The 20,460-nt window shown below is 49.5% G+C and carries 11 protein-coding genes and 2 pseudogenes; 5 read left to right on the forward strand and 8 right to left on the reverse strand.

Going from position 1 to position 20,460, the window contains the following annotated elements; translation table 11 throughout:
* Window positions 1-65 precede the first annotated feature (65 nt).
* The gene (locus JO375_RS19205; RefSeq protein WP_229525973.1) at window positions 66-3,761 is read left to right on the forward strand and encodes a non-ribosomal peptide synthetase family protein; all 3,696 of its coding nucleotides are present in this window, start codon (window positions 66-68) and stop codon (window positions 3,759-3,761) included.
* A 117-nt stretch (window positions 3,762-3,878) separates the two neighbouring features.
* Window positions 3,879-4,877, forward strand: coding sequence for a polysaccharide deacetylase family protein (locus JO375_RS19210; RefSeq protein ID WP_229525974.1), 999 nt, complete (start codon window positions 3,879-3,881; stop codon window positions 4,875-4,877).
* Between the two features lie 84 nt (window positions 4,878-4,961).
* Here JO375_RS19210 and JO375_RS19215 read toward each other — a convergent pair whose 3' ends face one another.
* The gene (locus JO375_RS19215; protein ID WP_229525975.1) at window positions 4,962-5,579 is read right to left on the reverse strand and encodes a TraX family protein; all 618 of its coding nucleotides are present in this window, start codon (window positions 5,577-5,579) and stop codon (window positions 4,962-4,964) included.
* Between the two features lie 374 nt (window positions 5,580-5,953).
* On the opposite strand from JO375_RS19215, the gene fsa reads away from it, so the two are divergent.
* Window positions 5,954-6,601, forward strand: coding sequence for a fructose-6-phosphate aldolase (gene fsa / locus JO375_RS19220; RefSeq protein WP_229525976.1), 648 nt, complete (start codon window positions 5,954-5,956; stop codon window positions 6,599-6,601).
* A 303-nt stretch (window positions 6,602-6,904) separates the two neighbouring features.
* On the opposite strand, the gene JO375_RS19225 is transcribed toward fsa, so the two are convergent.
* The gene (locus tag JO375_RS19225) at window positions 6,905-8,116 is read right to left on the reverse strand and encodes an MFS transporter (RefSeq protein WP_229525977.1); all 1,212 of its coding nucleotides are present in this window, start codon (window positions 8,114-8,116) and stop codon (window positions 6,905-6,907) included.
* A gap of 88 nt (window positions 8,117-8,204) precedes the next feature.
* Window positions 8,205-9,920, reverse strand: a complete 1,716-nt coding sequence (locus JO375_RS19230) for a methyl-accepting chemotaxis protein (RefSeq protein WP_229525978.1) — start codon at window positions 9,918-9,920, stop codon at window positions 8,205-8,207.
* A gap of 133 nt (window positions 9,921-10,053) precedes the next feature.
* Between JO375_RS19230 and JO375_RS19235 the strand changes: the two are divergent.
* Window positions 10,054-10,611, forward strand: a pseudogene (locus JO375_RS19235) (serine hydrolase domain-containing protein); the annotation flags it as partial.
* A 106-nt stretch (window positions 10,612-10,717) separates the two neighbouring features.
* Here the strand turns inward: JO375_RS19235 and yicI are convergent.
* Window positions 10,718-13,042 (reverse strand): alpha-xylosidase, encoded by a 2,325-nt coding sequence (gene yicI / locus JO375_RS19240; RefSeq protein WP_229525979.1) that lies wholly within the window; start codon window positions 13,040-13,042, stop codon window positions 10,718-10,720.
* A 181-nt stretch (window positions 13,043-13,223) separates the two neighbouring features.
* Here yicI and JO375_RS19245 point away from each other — a divergent pair, with 181 nt between their 5' ends.
* Window positions 13,224-14,171, forward strand: a complete 948-nt coding sequence (locus JO375_RS19245) for an AraC family transcriptional regulator (protein ID WP_229525980.1) — start codon at window positions 13,224-13,226, stop codon at window positions 14,169-14,171.
* A gap of 100 nt (window positions 14,172-14,271) precedes the next feature.
* On the opposite strand, the pseudogene JO375_RS19250 reads toward JO375_RS19245, so the two are convergent.
* From JO375_RS19250 to JO375_RS19265, 4 genes and pseudogenes are all read right to left on the reverse strand, one after another.
* Window positions 14,272-14,490 (reverse strand): annotated as a pseudogene (locus tag JO375_RS19250) (Crp/Fnr family transcriptional regulator); the annotation flags it as partial.
* 130 nt (window positions 14,491-14,620) lie between these two features.
* Window positions 14,621-16,462, reverse strand: a complete 1,842-nt coding sequence (locus tag JO375_RS19255; protein ID WP_229525981.1) for an adenine deaminase — start codon at window positions 16,460-16,462, stop codon at window positions 14,621-14,623.
* A gap of 166 nt (window positions 16,463-16,628) precedes the next feature.
* Window positions 16,629-18,992, reverse strand: coding sequence for an RNA polymerase recycling motor HelD (helD, locus tag JO375_RS19260; RefSeq protein ID WP_229525982.1), 2,364 nt, complete (start codon window positions 18,990-18,992; stop codon window positions 16,629-16,631).
* A gap of 398 nt (window positions 18,993-19,390) precedes the next feature.
* A complete protein-coding gene (locus tag JO375_RS19265; protein WP_377570035.1) occupies window positions 19,391-20,416 on the reverse strand; it encodes an FUSC family protein in 1,026 nt (341 codons plus the stop codon).
* Window positions 20,417-20,460 lie beyond the last annotated feature (44 nt).

Consider the following 20,460-nt stretch of genomic DNA (forward strand, 5'->3'; position numbering starts at 1 on the left):
TGAAGGGATGGGAGGCATTGCTGACTTTACAATATAATAAGTCAAACATTCAGGAGGTAAGCGTAATGACTTCTTTGCTACAAAACAGCACACAAACAGCGCCATCCCCGTTCCTGGTGCCCTTGGATTTTGCACGTGTACAACGCAAACATGTATTCTCTACTTATCAAGTAGAGCTGGAAGCGTCCATCTCGGAGCAGCTGAACCAGCACAAAGCTGCGGAAGACACGCAGGTGTTGCTATTGTCGGCGTATGCTGCCTGGTTGTATCGTCTGTCCGCAGAAGAGGAAGTATCTTTTTCTACTTTTGTACCTCACTCCGGCATGTTGACAGTTTCACTAACGCTTGAAAAAGAAACGACTTTCCATGAACTGGAAGTCCTGTTTCAGGAAATGCTTCGCAAGCCTGACGCTTATCTGGCAGAGCCACAAGCGGATACATCATTCTCGGCAAACCTGCCTGCAGACCGTGGTGCAGAATCCCGTATTATGGACTGGGCTGTCAGCCAATACAATGGAGCTTATCAAATGCAGATACGGTATGATGATTCACTCCTTTCGGAAACAACGATTGTCCGGTACGCAGAATATTTTGAAACCCTTCTGCGCGGAGCACTAACCAGCAACCATGCTACTGTTAATTCCATTGATATTTTGTCTGATGCGGACCGGGCTGCTCATGAAGCCTTAAATAACACAGCCGTACAATACCCTGAGCATCAAACCATTCACGGAATGTTTGAGGAGGCTGCTTCACAATATCCTGATCGTCCGGCTATCGCTTCGCACGCCGGAGAATATACATACCGTGAGCTGAACGAACGTGCTAACCAGGTCGCACGTGTGTTGCTGTCCAAGGGCCTTGCAAAAGGCGAATTCGTGACCATCTTCATGGAGCGAAGCCTGGAAACCGTCATTTCCCTGCTCGGCATTCTGAAGGCGGGGGGTGTATATGTCCCTGTCGACCCGGCCCACCCTGCTGAACGGAGCAGCTACATTGTTGAGGATACACGCTCTCCCTTTGTCCTGACGACTTCCGTACTCGCCGAACAGGCGGCTGAACTGTGCGGTTCCATTGATACCGTAAAAGAAATCTTGGCCATTAACGGACCGCTCGCAGGCTATGCTGCAAGCAATCCGAACGTTAATGTGGGGCCGGATGATCTCGCTTATGTTATTTATACCTCCGGCTCGACAGGCAAGCCCAAAGGCGCCCTCATCGCTCACCGTGGTGTCGTGAATCTGGGAGCTGTTGTACAACGTGATTGTGATATTACACCTCAGGATGTGCTGACCCAATTCGCGACCTACAGCTTCGATGCATCCGTTTGGGATACAATTGGAGCCTTGTTCTACGGTGCAAAGCTGTACCTGCTGTCTCCCGAAGAACGTGTGTCGGTTGAAGAATTCGCTGAAGCCATTGCACGTACCGGAACGACGATCATTACGATTTTGCCGACGGTCTTCTTCAATCAGCTCTCTACGTACTTGTCTGACGAAGGCTACCGCAAACTTGCCAAAGTACGGATTGTCACCGTAGCAGGTGAAGCACTGTACGGCTCGCAAGTTCGAGCGTTCCAGAGAAAATTCGGTACAGATACAGACATTGTGAATGTATATGGACCGACGGAGTGCACGGTTGCGACGACGACCCACCGTGTTCGCGGTGCTGTGCCTGAGCATGTCGTCAACATTCCAATCGGCAAACCGATTTATAATTACAAAGTCTACATCGTCAACGATGATAACAAGCTGTGCCCTGTCAATATACCTGGTGAAGTGTGCATCGCTACCCCTGCGCTGGCTCATGGCTATCTGCATCAGCCGGAGCGTACAGCACAATCATTTGTGGACAACCCTTTTATTCCGGGTGAAAAAATGTACCGCTCGGGTGATATTGCCAAGCTGCTGCCGGACGGCACGATTGAATATGTAAGCCGGAAGGACTCCCAGCTCAAAATTCGGGGAAACCGGATCGAAATTGGAGAAATTGAAGACCATTTTGCCAAATATCCGGGCGTTCAGGATGTGGCTGTCGTGGCCGTCAAGGACCACACGGAGCAAAATATGCTAGTAGGCTATTTCACCACTTCGGACGGGCAATCCATCCCGCAGGACATCATTCAATCTTATATCGGAAACAAGCTGCCTTCTTATTTTGTACCAAGCCATGTCGTGCATCTGGAAACCATGCCGATTTCGCCGACTGGCAAGATTGACCGGAAAAAGCTGGCCTTACGTCCGCTTCCTGAGGTATCTGACCTTTCATTTCGCGGGGAGCCTGTCCGGGAAGGAACCGAAACACTCATTGCAGAAGCATGGACACAAGTGCTTGGTAAAAACAACATCGGCGCAACCGATGATTTCTTCCTGGTCGGAGGCGATTCGCTTCGTGTCATTCATGTGCTGGCTATTTTGAAGCCGCGTTATGGGGCGCTGCGTATCGGGGACTTTTTCCGTTACAAAACGATTCGTGAGCTTGCGCAATACGTGGAGCAATTAGGTACGGAACAAGCACTACAACGCAAACCGCTCGCCATTCCTCAAGAAAAAACAGACTTGAACGAGCATCCGATTGAACTATCCGGCCATTCGGTCATGGCTGAAGTGCGCGACATGCGTGTGATTCTGTTGACCGGATCTACCGGCTATCTTGGCTCACACATTCTGTATGATCTGCTTCATCGGACAGAAGCAAAAGTATACGCGATCGTGCGCCCTTCTAAGAATGGCCCGTCTGGGATCGAGCGTATTCAGTCTGTCATGGCAGGATATTTCGGACCAGGTATCTCCGGCTTGATCGAGGAACGAGTCAAAGCTGTGTACGGAGATCTGGAGCAGCCGGATCTTGGCCTCTCTTCCGCAGACCGTCATATGCTGGAGCGCCAAATCGATGGTATCATTCACAGCGCCGCCGATGTTCGCCATTTTGGTGATTCTGCAGCCTTTAATCGTACCAATGTGACGGGAACGCTGGAGCTGCTGAAAATTGCCCAGGCGAAGCCAGGAGTATCCTTCCACCATGTATCAACGATGGGCATACCGGAGGATCTTGCCAACGAGGGGAAATGGGAATCCGTACTGGATATGTCTTCCTTCCCGGATGAGCTGAGCGTGGACAACCTGTACACGAACAGTAAGCTGGCGGCAGAAAAGCTGTTGTTCCAGGCAGCCCAGCTAGGTACACCTGTCTCCATCTATCGTGCGGGTAATTTGACAGCCCACTCGGCGAACGGACGCTTCCAGCGCAATATCGACAGCAATGCCTACTATCGAATGATGAAAGCGATGCTGCTGCTCGGGAAGGCACCACAGGCCGATTGGCATACAGACTTTACACCGATTGACTATGCCAGCCGCGCGATTGTAGAGCTGTCCGTTCATCAAAAAAGCACAAACCGTATTTTCCATATCTGCAACCCGCATCCACTGCCGTATGATGAACTGATTGCTATGGTCAACCAGCTTGACTATGCCGTGGAAACCCTGCCTTTTGACGATTACAGCACTTGGCTGCTGAACCCGTCATCCGGTATTCAGGAGGATGCGCTTCATCTTGCTATGGGACAGCTCGAAGGCGACGGAGCCAAAGATTCTGCTTATCGGTACGGATGCACTGTAACCGCGTCAATACTGGAGCAGACGGGCGTTCAATGCCCGGCAACCGACCTGAAGTTTATTCGGAACCTGATCCAGCACGCCGTTGAGATCGGTTATTTCCCGGCTTCATCCAAAATATCGGCAAAAGCAACACAGAGGTAACAAAGTTGTGATATTTCCCCCGCGTGGGTTAGATATGATAGACTATATTTTGCTAGTTTTAAATTTAGTATTAGCCTCTATTCTCAGAATTTTTTGCATGCGGGGGATGTCATTCACATGAAACACATTTTTTTTAAAAGAGCGCTACTGATCATAGGCTTGATGGCTGTTTTAGGAATTTTGGTGTATGAAGCACGTACCATATATCACACGCCTGTAGCCAAAGGAACTCACCGTACACGCACGGCGCATGCAGACCGGCTGGTACGCCATCTGTTCTCACTTACACCTACGCCGGATAAAGTATATTATCAGAACAAAGTCATTGTCCTCATGTATCATGAGGTGACCAAGGCCCCGCCTGATCCTGGTGCTCTCAAGCTAACTAATTTTACAAAGCAACTGGACGAAATGAAAGCGAACGGCTTCCGCTGGATCACAATGAAAGAATATACGGACTTTATTTTGCATAAAGCCAAGGTCCCCGATAATGCGGTGCTTATGACATTTGACGACGGTTATGAATCCTTTTATACGGATACCTTCCCGGTGCTGAAAAAGTACCGTGTACCGGCGACCAATTTTCTCATCACGTCCACCATCAGCAATCCCAAGCATATTGGGATTCGAAAGCTGACATGGGACCAAATTAAACAAATGCATGCCGAGGGAATTGATTTTTACAGTCATACCAATGACCAACATGCATACGGGTACACCAACACAGCACACACCAAGCAAAAGCCGTTGCTGATGGGTCCGGTGTACTCGAAAAAGCTGGGGCGGATGGAAACCGAGCAAGAGTTTAAGCAGCGGGTATACACCGATCTGGACACGTCTGACAAGAAGCTGTTCAAGCATCTGCATAATGACCGGAACGTTCTTGCCTTCCCTTACGGCGGATATACCGAGGAAACGCTGAAGATTTGCCGTTCCCTGGGCATTAACGTCACGTTCACGGTGAAGCGTGGCATTAATTCACCTGGACAATTGAACGGCTATCGCGTCAATGCAGGCGGAATTCACAATATTCCGGAAGTTCTGGTGCAATATATGAAGGAGGGTGCTCCCCTTCGGCCATTGCCTTTTGCTCAAGGGCCTAACCAAGCATTATAGACGTAATCGGCTCATATGAAAAAAAGAACCTTTAAACCATGCAAGCTGCGGTTTAAAGGTTCTTTGTCGTTTATAAGACAAGGCTCAAAGCCAAATGCGAATCACCGCGATAACAGCCAAATGTACCGGGTAAAAGCTGCGCCACAACCAGCGCGGAACCCGGCTATTAAATCCACTCTCTCCTGCAAAGCATACGATCAGAATGCTGGACAGCAGGCTGAAATGCTGAAGATTGGCATGGTGCGCCAGATCATACACCACGTTCAAAGCAAAATGGGCCGCAATGATCATATATGAACGTGTGTAGCGATAAATAAGGACAAGCAGCAGGCCATAGGCTCCGTAATCCATCTGGCTAAGCTCCATCATCAGGGCTGTGAGGACATATAAGCCTGTAATTGCCGCTACACGCTTCATACGGGACGCAGCGGCCAGTGCCAGCAACGATGTCAGCAGTGTCCAGATCACATTCAGTCTATGTACATCCAACGCCAGCATATAAGGCAGTTGGGAAACCAGGGCTAGTCCCAGCAGACGAAGCATATAGCCCCGCATATTACGAGTACGGGTATACCCTAGATACAGCGCGTACATATAGATGGGAAAAGCTAGCCTGCCGGCAATTCTCCAGGCTGGATCGGTCGGAAAAAACACCAGTCCGACATGGTCAATCAGCATTGTCAGCATGGCCAACCAGTACATATAAGGCCCCCTTATGTTAGTTTTAAGGTACATAGCAAATCCTTGCGGATAAGCAATTCCTATGAGCTCCTGTCTCTACCCTGTGACCATCAGCGTATGTATTTTGTTGAAACAGTATCAGGACCGCATCATAGACGTAATATGGGGTAATATATATTATAGATAAGCATGGATCAGCGCACTTCAGCAGTAACCGACAATTCATCAAATTTTAATCATAGATTAGCTTGTTTTCAAATTTAAAATGTGTCACAATTAACAATGTGATACATACTAATTATATGTTTAACGTGTGCAATAAGCTACATTTAAATGCGCCTATGTACATTGTGCTTGATATGTATTATGTACAAAAACCCTGAGGAGGAGATCAAATGAAATTTTTCTTGGATACTGGTAACATTGAAGAAATCAAACGTATTGAACGTTTGGGTCTGGTTGACGGTGTAACAACAAACCCTTCGCTGATCGCCAAGGAAGGCCGAGTGTTCAAGGAAGTCATTCAGGAGATTTGCAGCATCGTCAAAGGCCCTGTAAGCGCTGAGGTTATTGGCCTGAAGGCTGAAGATATGCTCAAGGAAGCTTATGACATTGCGAAGTGGGCACCTAACGTTGTTATCAAGCTGCCTATGACCGAGGATGGCTTGTACGCTTGCAACGAGCTGACCAAGAACGGAATCAAAACGAATGTCACACTGATTTTCTCCGCGGCACAAGGTTTGATGGCTGCCAAAGCTGGCGCTACCTTTATCAGCCCATTCGTAGGCCGTCTGGATGATATCGCTGTTGACGGCATGAAGCTGATTCGTGAGCTGAGACAAATTTTGGACATTCATGGTCTGAAATCCGAAATTATTGCAGCCTCCATCCGCAACATCAAGCATGTGGAAGATGCTGCTCTGGCTGGCGCGCACATCTCTACTATTCCAGGTTCCCTGCTTCCTTCCCTGTGGAAACATCCACTTACAGATATCGGTATTGAACGCTTCCTGAAGGACTGGGAAACTGTACCCAAGGCTTAATACGCCCCTGATGACACAAACATATTCAACATATTTCCAAACAGTCCGTAATTCACGGGCTGTTTTTTGCTTTCCCCTCTTCCGCATATTTCCTCTCTTTCGCAAAAGTCGAAAGCGCATGTGTCCCTTAAGGGATAACAAAAAAGCATCCGTTCCCATCGTTTCATGGATTCGGGTGCTTTTACTTTGGACATATATCCGCTTTTATTTCACAGGCGTTTTGCGTCTTGGCTTGGGAAAAAGCGGCTTTTGCCGCCTTCTTTCTGCCAGCACCTCATCGCTTGCAAATGATGAACGGGTGGGTCATATTGCCGTTTCATCCTGCTCCGGTTTAACCGCAAACAGCATCAACAGAGCGGCGACTCCTCCCACTCCGGCCATCATGCCAAAAAGCAGGGCATGTCCGCTGCTCCCCAGCAACAGAGATACAACCGGAGGACCTAGCGACACTCCAACAAAACGCATGCTGCTGTACAAAGCGGTAATCGTTCCACGCTCTGCTTTTTCAATTCCTTTTGTAATCAAAGCATCCAGACAAGGCAGTGCCAGTCCGATTCCCCCGCCCCCTAATGCAAACAAGCCGATCACCACATAAATATGCTCAACCAATCCAAGAATACCAACGCTGATCGTCAATATGGCCAAACCGCCAAAACCAATCCATTTCATGCGCTTTTTATGCTTGCCTATAAACTTGCCCCCCAAATACGAGCATAGACAAAGAGAAATCAGCGGGATGGCCAGCACAAAGCCTTTCCAGACTCCATGAAGGTTGTAGCGGCTTTCCAATATCTCGGACAAGTAGAACTGAATGCCAAAAATGACGAACATACAAATACCGCCCATGGCGAAAATGGCATATAGCCAGCGTCCATTATCGGCAAGCACCTGCTTTACATTTTCAGCAAACTCTCGAAACGTAATCGGCTGGTTTTTGCGCTTGGGCACATGGATCAGCCAAAGCACCAACACAAGCGAAATCAGACAGAATCCCGGAATAACCACCAGTGGTAAAAACCACAGAACTGCTCCGAGCGCAGCACCAAGTATCGGGCTTAACACTTTTCCGAATGTATTATAGGTCTCGACCACACCCAGATTTTTACTGGCCTCATTCTCGTCCTCATACAAATCACCCACAAGCGGGATGACGATTGGAAAAGCGCCTGCCGCTCCGGCGCCTTGAAGCAGGCGACCGCCAATAATCGTCCAATACGCTGCCAAATCTTGAAGCAGCCATGCTCCCGCTGCAGAAATCCCCCCTCCGATGACCGTCAAAATGAGACAGGGAACAATCACCGCTTTACGACCATACCGGTCAGAGAGATAGCCTGCAATCGGTATCAATAGAATAGCGATCACCGCATACACGGTAATCAGCAAGCTAATTCGAAAAGAGCTAACATGCAGCTTGCGTCCAATATCCGGCAAAACAGGAATCAACATGGAATTACCGAGCGTCATCATAAGCGGGATGGAACCTAATGCAAGCAGATTCCCTTTATGTTGTCGCATCCCGTTACCACCTTTACAAAAGTAATAATACCTGTGCACATGCTTTGAACAGGTATTATTGTGTGTACATAAGTATGAATTTATGCGGTTACACCTTAAACCCTCCGACCCTTGCATTCAGAAGCTGCGACATATCCGCCAGCGTATGAATAGATGAGGAAATATCCTCCATTGAAGACAGCTGCTCCTCAGCTGCTGCGCTGATACTTTGCGTCCCTCCTGCCGTCTGCTCCGCAACCTCACGAATGCGCTCTACGGCCTCCACCATTCGCTCGGATCCGTCGGACATCTGTTCCACAGACCGATTTACACTATGAATCTGCCCGCTGACCTGTTGAATCGAGCTTCCAATCTGGCGAAATGCTGTTTCAGCGGACTGCATCACCTTTACACCGGACTGCACTTCAACCGTTCCGCTCTGCATTGTGGCTGCCACATTTCCTACATGATCCTGAATATTTTGTACAAATTGTGTAATTTCCGCTGCCGAGGCCGTTACCTGCTCAGCCAATGTTCTGACCTCTGAGGCTACCACAGCAAATCCTTTGCCCTGCTCTCCCGCCCTTGCTGCTTCAATGGATGCGTTAAGTGCGAGCATTCCTGTCTGTTTGGCAATTCCGGTAATGACCGAACCAATCATTCCAATCTGCTCGGCCTGTTCACTCAGCAAACGTACAGCACGTGCAGAGCTGTCTACGCTCTCACTGACTTTTTCCATCTGGCGCATGGCCTGACCTATTGATTGTTCTCCCGCTGCCGCCTCTTTAGTAACCGTATCAGACAACTCATACACCTGCTGGCTTGTCAGTGCAATATGCTCCAGTTCATGGGCAAGCTCCTTCACGGTATCTGTGGTTCGTGTAATATCATCGACCTGGTGCTCCATCCCAGACGCAAGCTCTTCCATGATCCCGGTAGTATGGCGACTGGCCTGGCTCATTTCCGCCGTACTTACGCTAACGCGTTCAGCAGTTATGGATAATGTACGCGCCGTATCCTGAGCATCGACGATAATATTGCGAAATCCTTCAATCAACTGATTGTAAGAGCCGGCAATCATGCCGATCTCGTCTTTGGATGCAATATCGAGCCGGCTGCGCAAATCCCCTCCGCCTTTCGACATTTCCAACAACTGCTCATGCATGTGGTGCAATGGACGAATGGAACGAATCAAAATGATGGATTGAGCGATACTGTAAATAATGACCAAAAAACCCACGATGCTCGTAATCAAGGTGGTGTTTTTCATTGTTTGATGTGCCTGTTGTATTTTGGACACCACCATCTCCTCTTGCTCTTTGACAAATGCCAGCATCTTGACATCAAGCTGCTTGCGCAACACCCGTTCGTTTTCAAAATCACCCAGCAAATCAGAGAACGGCGGGAAGTTGTCCTTCGTACTCCGGTATCCGGCTGTACTCATCAAACGATGCACCTGATTCAAATAGCTGTTGATCCCTGTTTTGAGATCAGCCATCTTTTTCTTCACGTCCCCACTGTTCGTATTAAGCAAAGCCTCCGTCTCTTGCAACAGCTTTATAGTTTCACTTTGCTTACTTTCAATTTCATGCCCGAAATATTCGTCCCGGGTCAGCAAATATCCCCGTTCATCATTGGAAATTCCGTTCAAAAGAAATTGAAGCGACTTGGAATTATAGGATATCGTTTCCTCACGGTTCATAATATCCTTGTATTCGTTCTCACTATGAACGCTTAAAATGTAATTGGTCAGCAGCATGGCCGCAATCACACCTGGAATCAGAAGCGCGCTAATAATCATCTTGGTCTTGATCGTTAAATTCATGAATCGGTCCTCCAATTATGTCTGATTAAAATGTCCAACTTATAATATATCGTTTAATTCCGCAGTTTTCTGAAGCCTTTAAGAAGGATCCGCATGAAAAGTTTGGAAACATACCGCTTATTCATGAACTGAACAATTGTCTGAGGATTGCAATCCTCGAAAGCGTGATATTACGATTAAGCATCTGCTAACGATGTCGGGCCGGTTTTAGCTGGACAGAATTTGGCGGACAAAATTCTTTTCCGGCCATGAGCAAAACGTCGGACTGGGTGCAATTTGTATGCCTCTGGACAAACGGTGGCTCAATTTGCAGAGCAGCAATTATTCCAGCCGCTTGGTATTACAAGCTAGCTCAAATTCGGGCGGCTGTATCTAAATGAAGGCGGGTGGAAAGAACGGCAGTTGATCCAAAAGGAGACGATCCGCTCTTTCATCCATCCATTCCTTCCGGCCGCCAAGCCGCAAAAAGCATTTTACGGCTGGCACTGGTGGAGCTCTTCCTTTTTATACGAAACAGGAAATAACACGGAAACGGATTATTATTACGCACTTGGCTTTGGCGGTCAATATATTGTGGTCATTCCGTCGTTTGACATGGTCGTCGTTGTTACGGCTGATCGATTCAAAAAGAAACAGCCACCTGTCGATATTTTTCCGCCAGTATGTAATACCGCTGCTGCTTCAGCCGTAAACCTGCATCAAAAAGGACCTGCCTCTGTAATCAGGCAAGCCCTTTTCCGCAATACAACGCGATATCAAAACCAATTTCCAGCTATGTGCATGTGCAACCGCCTTACCTAGCCCAAGTGAATGACAAGCTGCTGCTGTCCGGTGGAGGCTGGTGTAATAATTACACCCTGTTCCCCTGACTGGCTGGTGCCGCCTTGCACTTGAACAGCCTCGTGGATGCCGCGCAACACTAACGACCAAGGCTGAACGGTACCCTCTGCCTTCACCGTAATGACCGACTCCTTGCGGCTGGCGGTGACCGTCAGTTCTTCCTGGCCTGACGTATTTACGATAGCGGTTCGAGCCTGCTGTCCCTCACCGAGCTCAAATAAATGCAGTGCCACTTGGTCCGCATAATCATAATCCGGACGGCTGTCCTCATGACCGATCGCAAGCAGCGTATTCGGCTTCACAAGCACAGGCAGGGTCATAAAATCATGATGCTCGCTGGTCCAGCGTCCTCCCGTTACACGTTCATTCGTTAACAGGTTCGTCCATTGGCCGTCTGGTACGTAATACCGCACATCTCCTTGTTTATTGAAGATTGGTGCCACCAGAATTGAATCTCCGAGCATATACTGCAGATCCAGTGTTGCACAGGTTGGGTCCTGCGGGAATTCCAACACCATGGCGCGCATCATCGGCAATCCCTTGACCGAGGACTCCACAGCCGACGAGTACAGGTATGGCATCAATGAGCATTTAAGCTTCGTGAAGCTGCGCACCACATCAACCGATTCTTCATCGAACAGCCAAGGCACGCGATACGATTCATTTCCGTGCAGACGACTGTGGGACGATAAAAGTCCGAATTGTACCCACCGTTTGTACACATCCGGCGCGGCCGTTGATTCAAACCCGCTAATATCATGGCTCCAGAAGCCAAAGCCGCTCAAGCCGAGCGATAAGCCACCCCGCAGTGATTCTGCCATTGACTCATACGTCGATGAGCAGTCGCCACCCCAGTGGACCGGAAACTGCTGTCCTCCGGCTGTAGCAGAGCGGGCAAATAACGCCGCTTCGTTTTTACCCAACTTTTCCTCCAGCACCTCAAATACAGCCTTGTTGTACAAATAGGTGTAATAGTTATGCATTTTCACCGGGTCCGAGCCGTCATAATAGACGACATCCGTAGGAATACGTTCGCCAAAATCGGTTTTGAAGCAATCCACGCCCTGATCCACCAGCACCTTCAGCTTGTCCTGATACCAGGCCACAGCCGCCGGATTCGTAAAATCAACCAGTCCCATCCCTGCTTGCCACATATCCAACTGCCACACACTGCCGTCGCCGGTTTTGACCAGATATCCGTTCTTCATGCCTTCATCGAACAGGATGGATTTTTCCGCAATATACGGATTGATCCATGCACATATTTTGAGGCCTTTTGCTTTTAATCTTTTCAGCATGGCTTCCGGGTCCGGGAACATATCCCGATCCCACTGGAAATCACACCATTGGTATTCCTTCATCCAGAAGCAGTCAAAATGGAACACCGAGAGCGGCAAATCGCGCTCAGCCATTCCGTCCACAAAATGGTTCACCGTCGCCTCATCATAATCGGTCGTAAACGAGGTGGTCAGCCACAAACCGAAGGTCCAGGCTGGCGGCAAAGCAGGTTTGCCTGTCAGCTTGGTATAATTATCCAGGACCTCTTTAGGATCCGCTCCGCCGATCATAAAATACTCCAATGACTCGCCGGAGACGCTAAACTGCACCTTTGATACATTTTCCGATGCAATCTCATACGATACCTTTTCCGAGTGGTTTACAAATACGCCGTACCCTTTGTTGGACAAATAAAATGGAATATTTTTGTACGCCTGCTCACTGCTGGTGCCGCCGTCTTCATTCCAGATATCGACCACTTGCCCATTTTTCACGAACGGAGTAAAGCGCTCCCCAAGGCCATAGATATACTCCCCGATTCCAAGTTCCAGCTGTTCCCGAAAAAAAGGCTCATCTTGCGGGTCTGTAATGTATCCGGCACCTCGATATCCGCTGCCTGTGATTTTACGATCCTTCACATAAAAGCCTACGTCCCAACCCTTTCCACGTGCTACCCGCACGCTCAAATCTCCGCTTGTCAGCACTGCTGCTTCCTCACCCACAGTTATGTCTACTTCTGTCGGCAGCGTATGAATGTCAAAATCCGGTCCATGATGCACCCGCCCCTTATGATGGTACAGACGCACCTGAATGACATTCGGCATAGGCGAGCTGTAGGTCGCTTTGAGCAGCGCTCCATTAAGTGTATCTCCTTTATGCTCGATCCGGTGGGTGGCCGCATATACCGTCATGGAAGCATCGTCCGTCACAATATCACGGATTTCAACCGGATTTTGTATTTGATAGCCCTTTCGAACCAGCCAATAGCCATCTGTGAATTTCATCTGTTTTTTCCTCCGTCTCCATCTTTATATTCGTGGCTCCAAATCGCTTGTTGGATTTTTTCGAAATCCTTACTATAATAATATTGATTTATGTAAGGGTTTACTTCTTTTATTTTGACGTATTGTATCAATATTTTGATATTTTCATGATAAATCCATGAACAGAACAGGAGGGCTGGAATTGAAAAGGGAAATGCTGCGGGAAAACCGCATACACGGCAATCCGATGTATCCGGTCAGTGTATATCCGAGCGTAGAACAGTTAAACGGAAACAGTGTGCTGGAGTCCCATTGGCATGAGGAGATGGAGTTTATTGTCGTGGAGCAGGGCAGCGCTGTATTTCAAACAGATATGGTATATACGGAGGTTCATGAAGACGAGGCCCTTTTTGTCAATAGCGGTGAGCTTCACGCCGGATATTTGAAAAACAGTCCGCGCTGCGTATTTTCTGCTGTGGTATTTCACCCTGACTTGTTGCACAGCCGTACACAGGATACAGTGCAGACACAGTTCATTGACCCCTTTATCAGTAAAAAGCTCGTCCCTCCCCCCCACATTCGCGGGGTAAAGCCCTGGGAACAGGAGGTGCTGACTGCGTTGCGGCGCATCATCTCCAGCCATGAGCAAAATACACCTGCCCGTGAGCTGACGACCAAAGCACAGCTTTACAGCATGATCGCCAGCTTATATCCGCATATGAGGCCAGCTAACGGAGAGGATGTCATCATGGCAGGTCAACGCAATAAGGTTGAACGGATCAAAAAAGCGCTGGCGTACATCAACACTCATGCCCATGAACCTATTCGCTTGCGGGAGATCGCCGATGAAATCGGGATGAGTGAAGGGTATTTTTGCCGTTTCTTCAAGCAGATGGTGCAGAAAAGTCCGGTTGAATACATCAATTATCAACGGGTTCAAAAGGCTTGCAGACTGCTTGAGCAAAGCGACCGCAAGGTGGTCGATATTGCACTGGACGTTGGCTTTGACAATTTGAGCTATTTTATCGCGACCTTTAAAAAATGGAATGGTCTGACCCCTTCGCAATACCGCAAGCAGCACGAAACGGATCAGGCATTTACAGTAGCCCCCTATGTAACGGACATGAATGAAGTCAGCGCAAAAAGGTAAAAGGTGAATTTAAAAGTTACCTATCGTGCCACTCCGCAGACAGATGGTGCTTCCCATCGCCCCCGGATTTCTTGAATTAAACATATAATCAGGGGAGAAATCCGGGGTATTTGAGAAGAAAAGCATGATAACGCTCCTTAGCAGAAAGATACAATAATTCGCGTTCCCGTTCCTCTTTTCGAATATAAAGTCTTTCTACACTTTTGCGCACGAATCTTTCCCACATATGGCTTGTATTCATAAGCTCCCCCAATACGATTTAGGGAATTTCAATGACAACCGAATCTTCCATAGCTTCGATCGTAAAGGTTGAGGCTTCACCTGTCCAAATCTTCCTCGGTAATCGAGGCTTGATAAGGAATCAAAGATAACCTTTTATAAAGAAAACAGGGGCTATCCCTCAGATCTTAACAGACCATGTTGGGACAACCCCCGCAAAGCGTATTCGATCAGGCTTCCGCAGCATCCTCTTCCACGAAAAGAGACACTTTGCGGATGCCGTCCGCTCCAATTACGGCCAGCCCCTGGTCGGACAAGCGGATTTCGGGGATGACGACGAGCGCGAGCAGCGACAGTGTCATCAGCGCGTTGTTCAGCATGCAGCCGGATTGCTGAAGAGCCCGACTGATGCTCTCGGACTGCGCAGCCACCTCAGCAAACGGGGCTGGCGACATCAGCCCCGCGATCGGCAGCGGGAAGCGCGTCTCGCCCGAGGCGGATACGACGACCACGCCGCCACGCAAGTCGACAGCCTGCTTCGCCGCCCGGGTCATAAGCTCGTCATCATTGCCAATGACAAGCAGGTTGTGGCTGTCATGCGCCACGGTCATGGCTATCGCGGCCGGCTCGGTGAAGCCAACGCCGGTCACAAGTGCCACCGCGTGGTCGCCGCTGGCGTGATGCCGCTCGAAAACGGCTATTTTGCACAAATCCTGTGCAGGATCTGCCTGGACTTCCCCTCCTTGAACGGGAACGGTCATCCGTACTTCCTTCGTATCCACGTGGTTTTCCGTAACACGAATCACCCGTACAGGTACATTTCCCTCCAAGACTGGAGCTGTAATGCGGAAATCCGCAGTACTCAGCTCGCGCCCCAGACGGACCGTATCCATCACTTCCGCAGGGTACACAAAGCTCTCCCAATCAGCAACCATCTGGCGGTGCTCGGCTACGAGCTGACCCGCTGCGATGGTGGCCGTAACGTTCACTTCGGCCAGTCGGCCATCCAGCAAAATAATATCAGCAATCGCCCCCGGGACGATCGAGCCGACGTCCCGGGCTACGCCGAAGCGCTCTGCCGTATTCAGCGTAGCCATCTGAAACGCAGTCACCGGCCTAACGCCCTGCGCGATGGCGTGACGTACAACAAAATCCATCTGCCCCTCATGGAGCAGGGATTCCGCGCTGCGATCATCCGTCACCAGCATCATGCGGCGCGTATCAAGCCCCATTTCCGTGCTGGCGCGAATCGTCTCGGCTACATCATGCCATGCGGAGCCCTGCCGCATTTTGGCATACATGCCGAGCCGGATACGCTCGGCCACATCCTCGGGCGTGACACATTCGTGATCGCCCGTAATTCCCGCGGCTGCATAGACCGGCAGCCGCCAATCATCTGAGGCCCATGTAAAATGGCCGTCCGCCACCTTGCCCGCGCGCAGCGTGGCCTGAATTTCCCCGATCATCACATCGTCTCCATAGACGACGCCCGGGAAATTCATGACCTCGCCCAGCCCGATCATATCCGGGCCCCAGCTTAAGGCCTCAGCGACTTCCGCCGGGCCGAAGGAGGCACCTGTCGTTTCCAGCTCCGGTCCGGTGGACGGCACGCATGAAGCCACCTGCATGTAGGCAGCCAGCGGTGTCGTGCGGGCTTCGTCCAGCATCAGACGAAGCCCTTTTAGACCGAGCACATTGGAAATTTCATGCGGGTCAAAAAAGCCGCCCGTCACGCCAAGTGGCAGTACAGCCTTTGCGAACTCGGTTACGGTAAGCTGCGTGCTTTCGATGTGGCAGTGTCCGTCCAGCAATCCGGGAGCCATATAACGGCCTTCTGCTTCAATGATTACGGTGCCCTCACCGATCGTATGACTGACGTCCCGGCCCACATATGCGATACGAGAACCTTGCACAGCAATAGACATGTCCGGTAACAGCTCGCCCGATACTACATTGACCAGCGTTCCTCCGCGGATAACCAGCGTTGCCTTGCGCTCCCCTCTAGCTGTAGCTACCAGCTCAGGTACACAGTCCGCCAGCAGCGGGCGTTGAAATACACTCTTCATGTCCATTACGTTTGCAACCTCCGTTTTTGCTTCTTGCCAGTTTTGCTTATTTGCTTATGTTACTGGAATACGCCCAATAATTCCAGTCAGTGCTGGATGAGGCCAGGCTTCGCGTCGTATTTTACAGGATTTATCCTGACAAATGACCAACAACCTTCCTTACAGAACGGGCTCACTTGCCTTTTTCCAACGTATAGATATACGTGCTCGATTCCTGTGAGCTTACAAAAGGCGTAATCTCGCCCAGTGTATAGACATGCAGCAAATGCATCGCCCGTGTACAGGCGGTATAGAACAGCTTGCGTTCACTCTCACGCCGATATTGCTCTGCCGAGCCGTCATAGATCAGAACGGCATCAAACTCCACGCCTTTCGCCAGATAGGCCGGGATGATATGAATCCCCTTTTCAAAGGCAGGGGTTGTTTTCTTGATCCATTTTGGCTTCGCTGGCAGCATTCCTTCCAGCGCTTCGTAGGCTGCTGCACTTTCATCCGCATTTTTGCAGATTACCGCGATGGATTCGTAGCCCTCCGCCAACAATTCAGCGATATTCCCGGCAATCCGTTGATGCAATTTTTCACGTGTTGGCACCTCGGTTACACGAGGTTTTTCCCCCTTTCGGTTGAACGGGATGATATGCTCGCCCCCAACCACCATCCCCCGTGTGAACTCCACAATTTCCTGTGTGGAGCGATAGCTGCGTGTCAGGGAAATCAGCTCGGTTTGTTCTGTTCCATACAGATCATACAATGGCTCTGCATCCTGCAGCACCGAGGCGTGGGCATAAATCGCCTGATTAAAATCGCCCAATGCCGTCATTTTGGCCTGTGGAAACAAATGTTTGAAAAAAGTCAGCTGGAAAGCTGAATAGTCCTGCGCCTCATCGATAAACACGTGACGGATGTTGCTGTTGGAACGGAAGCCCAGCATCAGCTCACGCAGGTATAAAAAAGGCGTCACATCCTCATACGCCAGCTCCCCGGCCTGGATTCGCCCCAGCGTTTGCCGGCTAATCTCGTGCCATTCGCGCGGCAGCTCTGTATGCTCTGCCAGTTGGCTTAACAGCGTCTCATTCAGGAACAGCTCACTGTATAGACGGGTGGTATCCACAAAGCGAAGCGCCTTGATCCATTTGCGTAAAGGCTTCAAGCGGTCACTGACCACCATGCGCGCCAATATTTCCCGCTCGCGTGTAAAGTCGTCGAACGTATCGCCCTTGTTCTTCGATTTGCGGCGCATGCGATGATATGCCCGCTGATAATCCTCCGGCTCCATCAAATCCATCTGCTGATCCACCCAAGGGGCGGAGCATTCTTCCTTGCCGAAGCGGGCCAGCTCCTTGAGCATCCAGTCCCTCAACAGCTCCAGCCGATTTGCCAGTCGTACCGCAGGGTCAAATTCATAAAACCTGCGGATCATTTGCTCTGCCGTAATCACCTCGCGCCCCTGAAAGCGAACGGGCTTAAAACGCATGCCCTCCTGTTCCAAATATGCCTTGTAGCCTGTAATTACATGCAAAAACGTCTTGGAAGACTTAAAGCGGATACCTTCCAATCTGGCTTCATATCCGGGCTGTGACGATGCCGAAAGCACATATTCGAGCTGCTCAAAGGGATCTTCCAGCTGAAACTCCCGGCCCAATCGCCGCTCTAAGTATTCCTGAAAAGTAGCCTGCTGCATATTTTCCTCACCCAGTTCAGGCAATACCGTCGAAACATAGCTGTTAAACATCGGATTGGGCGAAAACAGCACAACCTGATCCGCACTCAAGCGATCACGGTACTTATACAGCAGGTACGCCACTCGCTGAAGCGCAGCGGATGTTTTACCGCTCCCGGCCGCTCCCTGCACAATCAGCATTCGGCTTCGATCATCACGGATGATGCGATTCTGCTCCTTTTGAATGGTGGCGACGATACTCTTCATTTGGGCATCCGAGCTGCGGCTGAGTACCGCCTGAAGAAGCTCGTCTCCAATCGTTACCCCTGTATCGAACATAAAACGAATCTGTCCATGGCGAATCGAGAATTGACGCTTGAGCGTCAGCTCTCCTTCTATTTCCCCTCCCGGGGTCTTGTAAGCAGCGGGGCCCGGCATATGATCATAGTAAAGATTGGAAATAGTCGCGCGCCAGTCGTAGATCAAAAACTCCTCGTCCTGCTGATCCAGCAGGGAAGCAATCCCCAGATAAATACGTTCCGCGTCCTGACCTTGCTCAGCAAAATCAATACGTGCAAAATACGGGGATTCAAGCAGCTTTCTCAATCGGCCTAACGCCTCAGTAGAATGCTTGTGTCTGCGCTCCCGTTCAGACAAAATCTCAGACTGCTGGCGCAAGCTGGTGGACGTCTCGCCCACATCATCCGCTTCACTGAAATTGATCGTTACCTCATCCCAGAAACCTTTACGCATATCTACGACATCTCCGCGCACAGAGCCAACCTCGCTCTCCAGCCTCCGAATACGTCCGCTGATTACTGCGGTCACATCTTCTACTCTTTGTTGCTCCTCATTCCATTGCTGCTCGGTAGTCACTGATACCACTCCTGTTCGTTTCCTCCTGCTGCTCCGCGCAGGGCTCCCTTGCGTCAAACTATGCATGATTATGGACCCGGGCGCCTGCGATCCGCCTGATCCAATAAAAATTGACTTTTCCTTTGAAGTATGTTATCCTTTAAAAAGGAATGTAGTAGGCAATCTAAAAATCATGTTTTTATCCTTAAACATAGCATTCTCTATTGTAGCAAGTTCAGTCCCTGTTCGCAACCAGCGGGCTTTTTTTGTACATTCTCTTTGCTGTATGTTGTTCTTGTACGCATTAATACGCACTGATACGCACGATATAGTCTTTTCTTCGATACCTGGATTCATTACATAATAAAGCGACCGTCATCTAATGGATGCCTACGGTCGCTTTTCATTTTGGGTTTATTCTATTTGCTCTCTTCTACAGGATGAATATGATCGGCCAGCCTGCTCAGCCGCTCCAGCTGATGACCATAGTCGTACATGGCCGCAGCGACAATGGAGAGACGCAGCATTCCCTCCTGGCAATGGTCAAAACGTGTAATCGCATGCTTCATAAATTCATCGTTCGCCTGCTGGAACAGTTCACACTCGTCCTCGTTCGGTTTGAGCTTATTTTCGAATTTCAGTAATGCATGCTCGTGGAACCGGATCAGCAGTTCCAGATGATCATCAAAAAACCTATCGGTTCCATCTGGTCGTACAGACTGAAAGTAGTGCTTTTCCACCGCATCCAGTACCTCGCCGCCTTTGTGCAAGCTTTCGAGCATTTGCTTGTATACCACCATCTGTCTTGTCTGACTGAACCGGGAGCGCTTAAGCTTCTTCTGCTCTTCCTCGAACAAATGGTACTTATCTGACAGCGACTTAATCGCACCCTCCAGCTTCCCTTTTTCCTCTCTAAAGACAGATTCTTTAATTTCATCGGAAATAGCAGTACGCAGCAATAAGGACATGCTGTTAAAAACAATTTGAATCTGACTGATAAACTGCTGTTTTGGTTTCGGGGGAAACACCGTAATATTAATAACAAAAGCAGAAATGATCCCGATTAAGGTAAGCACAAAACGGGTCACCGCAAATTTCCAGTCCCCTGACGCCTCCATTACCGAAACAACGGTAACCAGTGTTAATCCAACCGTATCTGCCATATTTAGTTTCAAACATATCATAAGGACCAGTACACATACCAATCCGACCGCAATCGGTTCATTTGAAAATACCATTCCGCCCAGCAACGCCATAATTGCCCCTAGTGTGCTTGTTTGGAGTTGATCCAGAAAATAACGCCACGACCTGTATATCGACGGCTGCATGGCAAAAATAGCGGCTATCGCTGCTCCCGCAGGCGAATGGGTGTTCAAAAGCATACTCAGAAAAAGGGCGAGCGTCACCGCGATTCCCGTTTTTAACACCCGTGCTCCAAAAGCCAAAGCCATCCCTCCTCCTTACCCTTCAAATTTATTCATACCGAATT

The sequence above is a fragment of the Paenibacillus farraposensis genome, from assembly GCF_020736845.1.
Taxonomy (GTDB): domain Bacteria; phylum Bacillota; class Bacilli; order Paenibacillales; family Paenibacillaceae; genus Paenibacillus; species Paenibacillus farraposensis.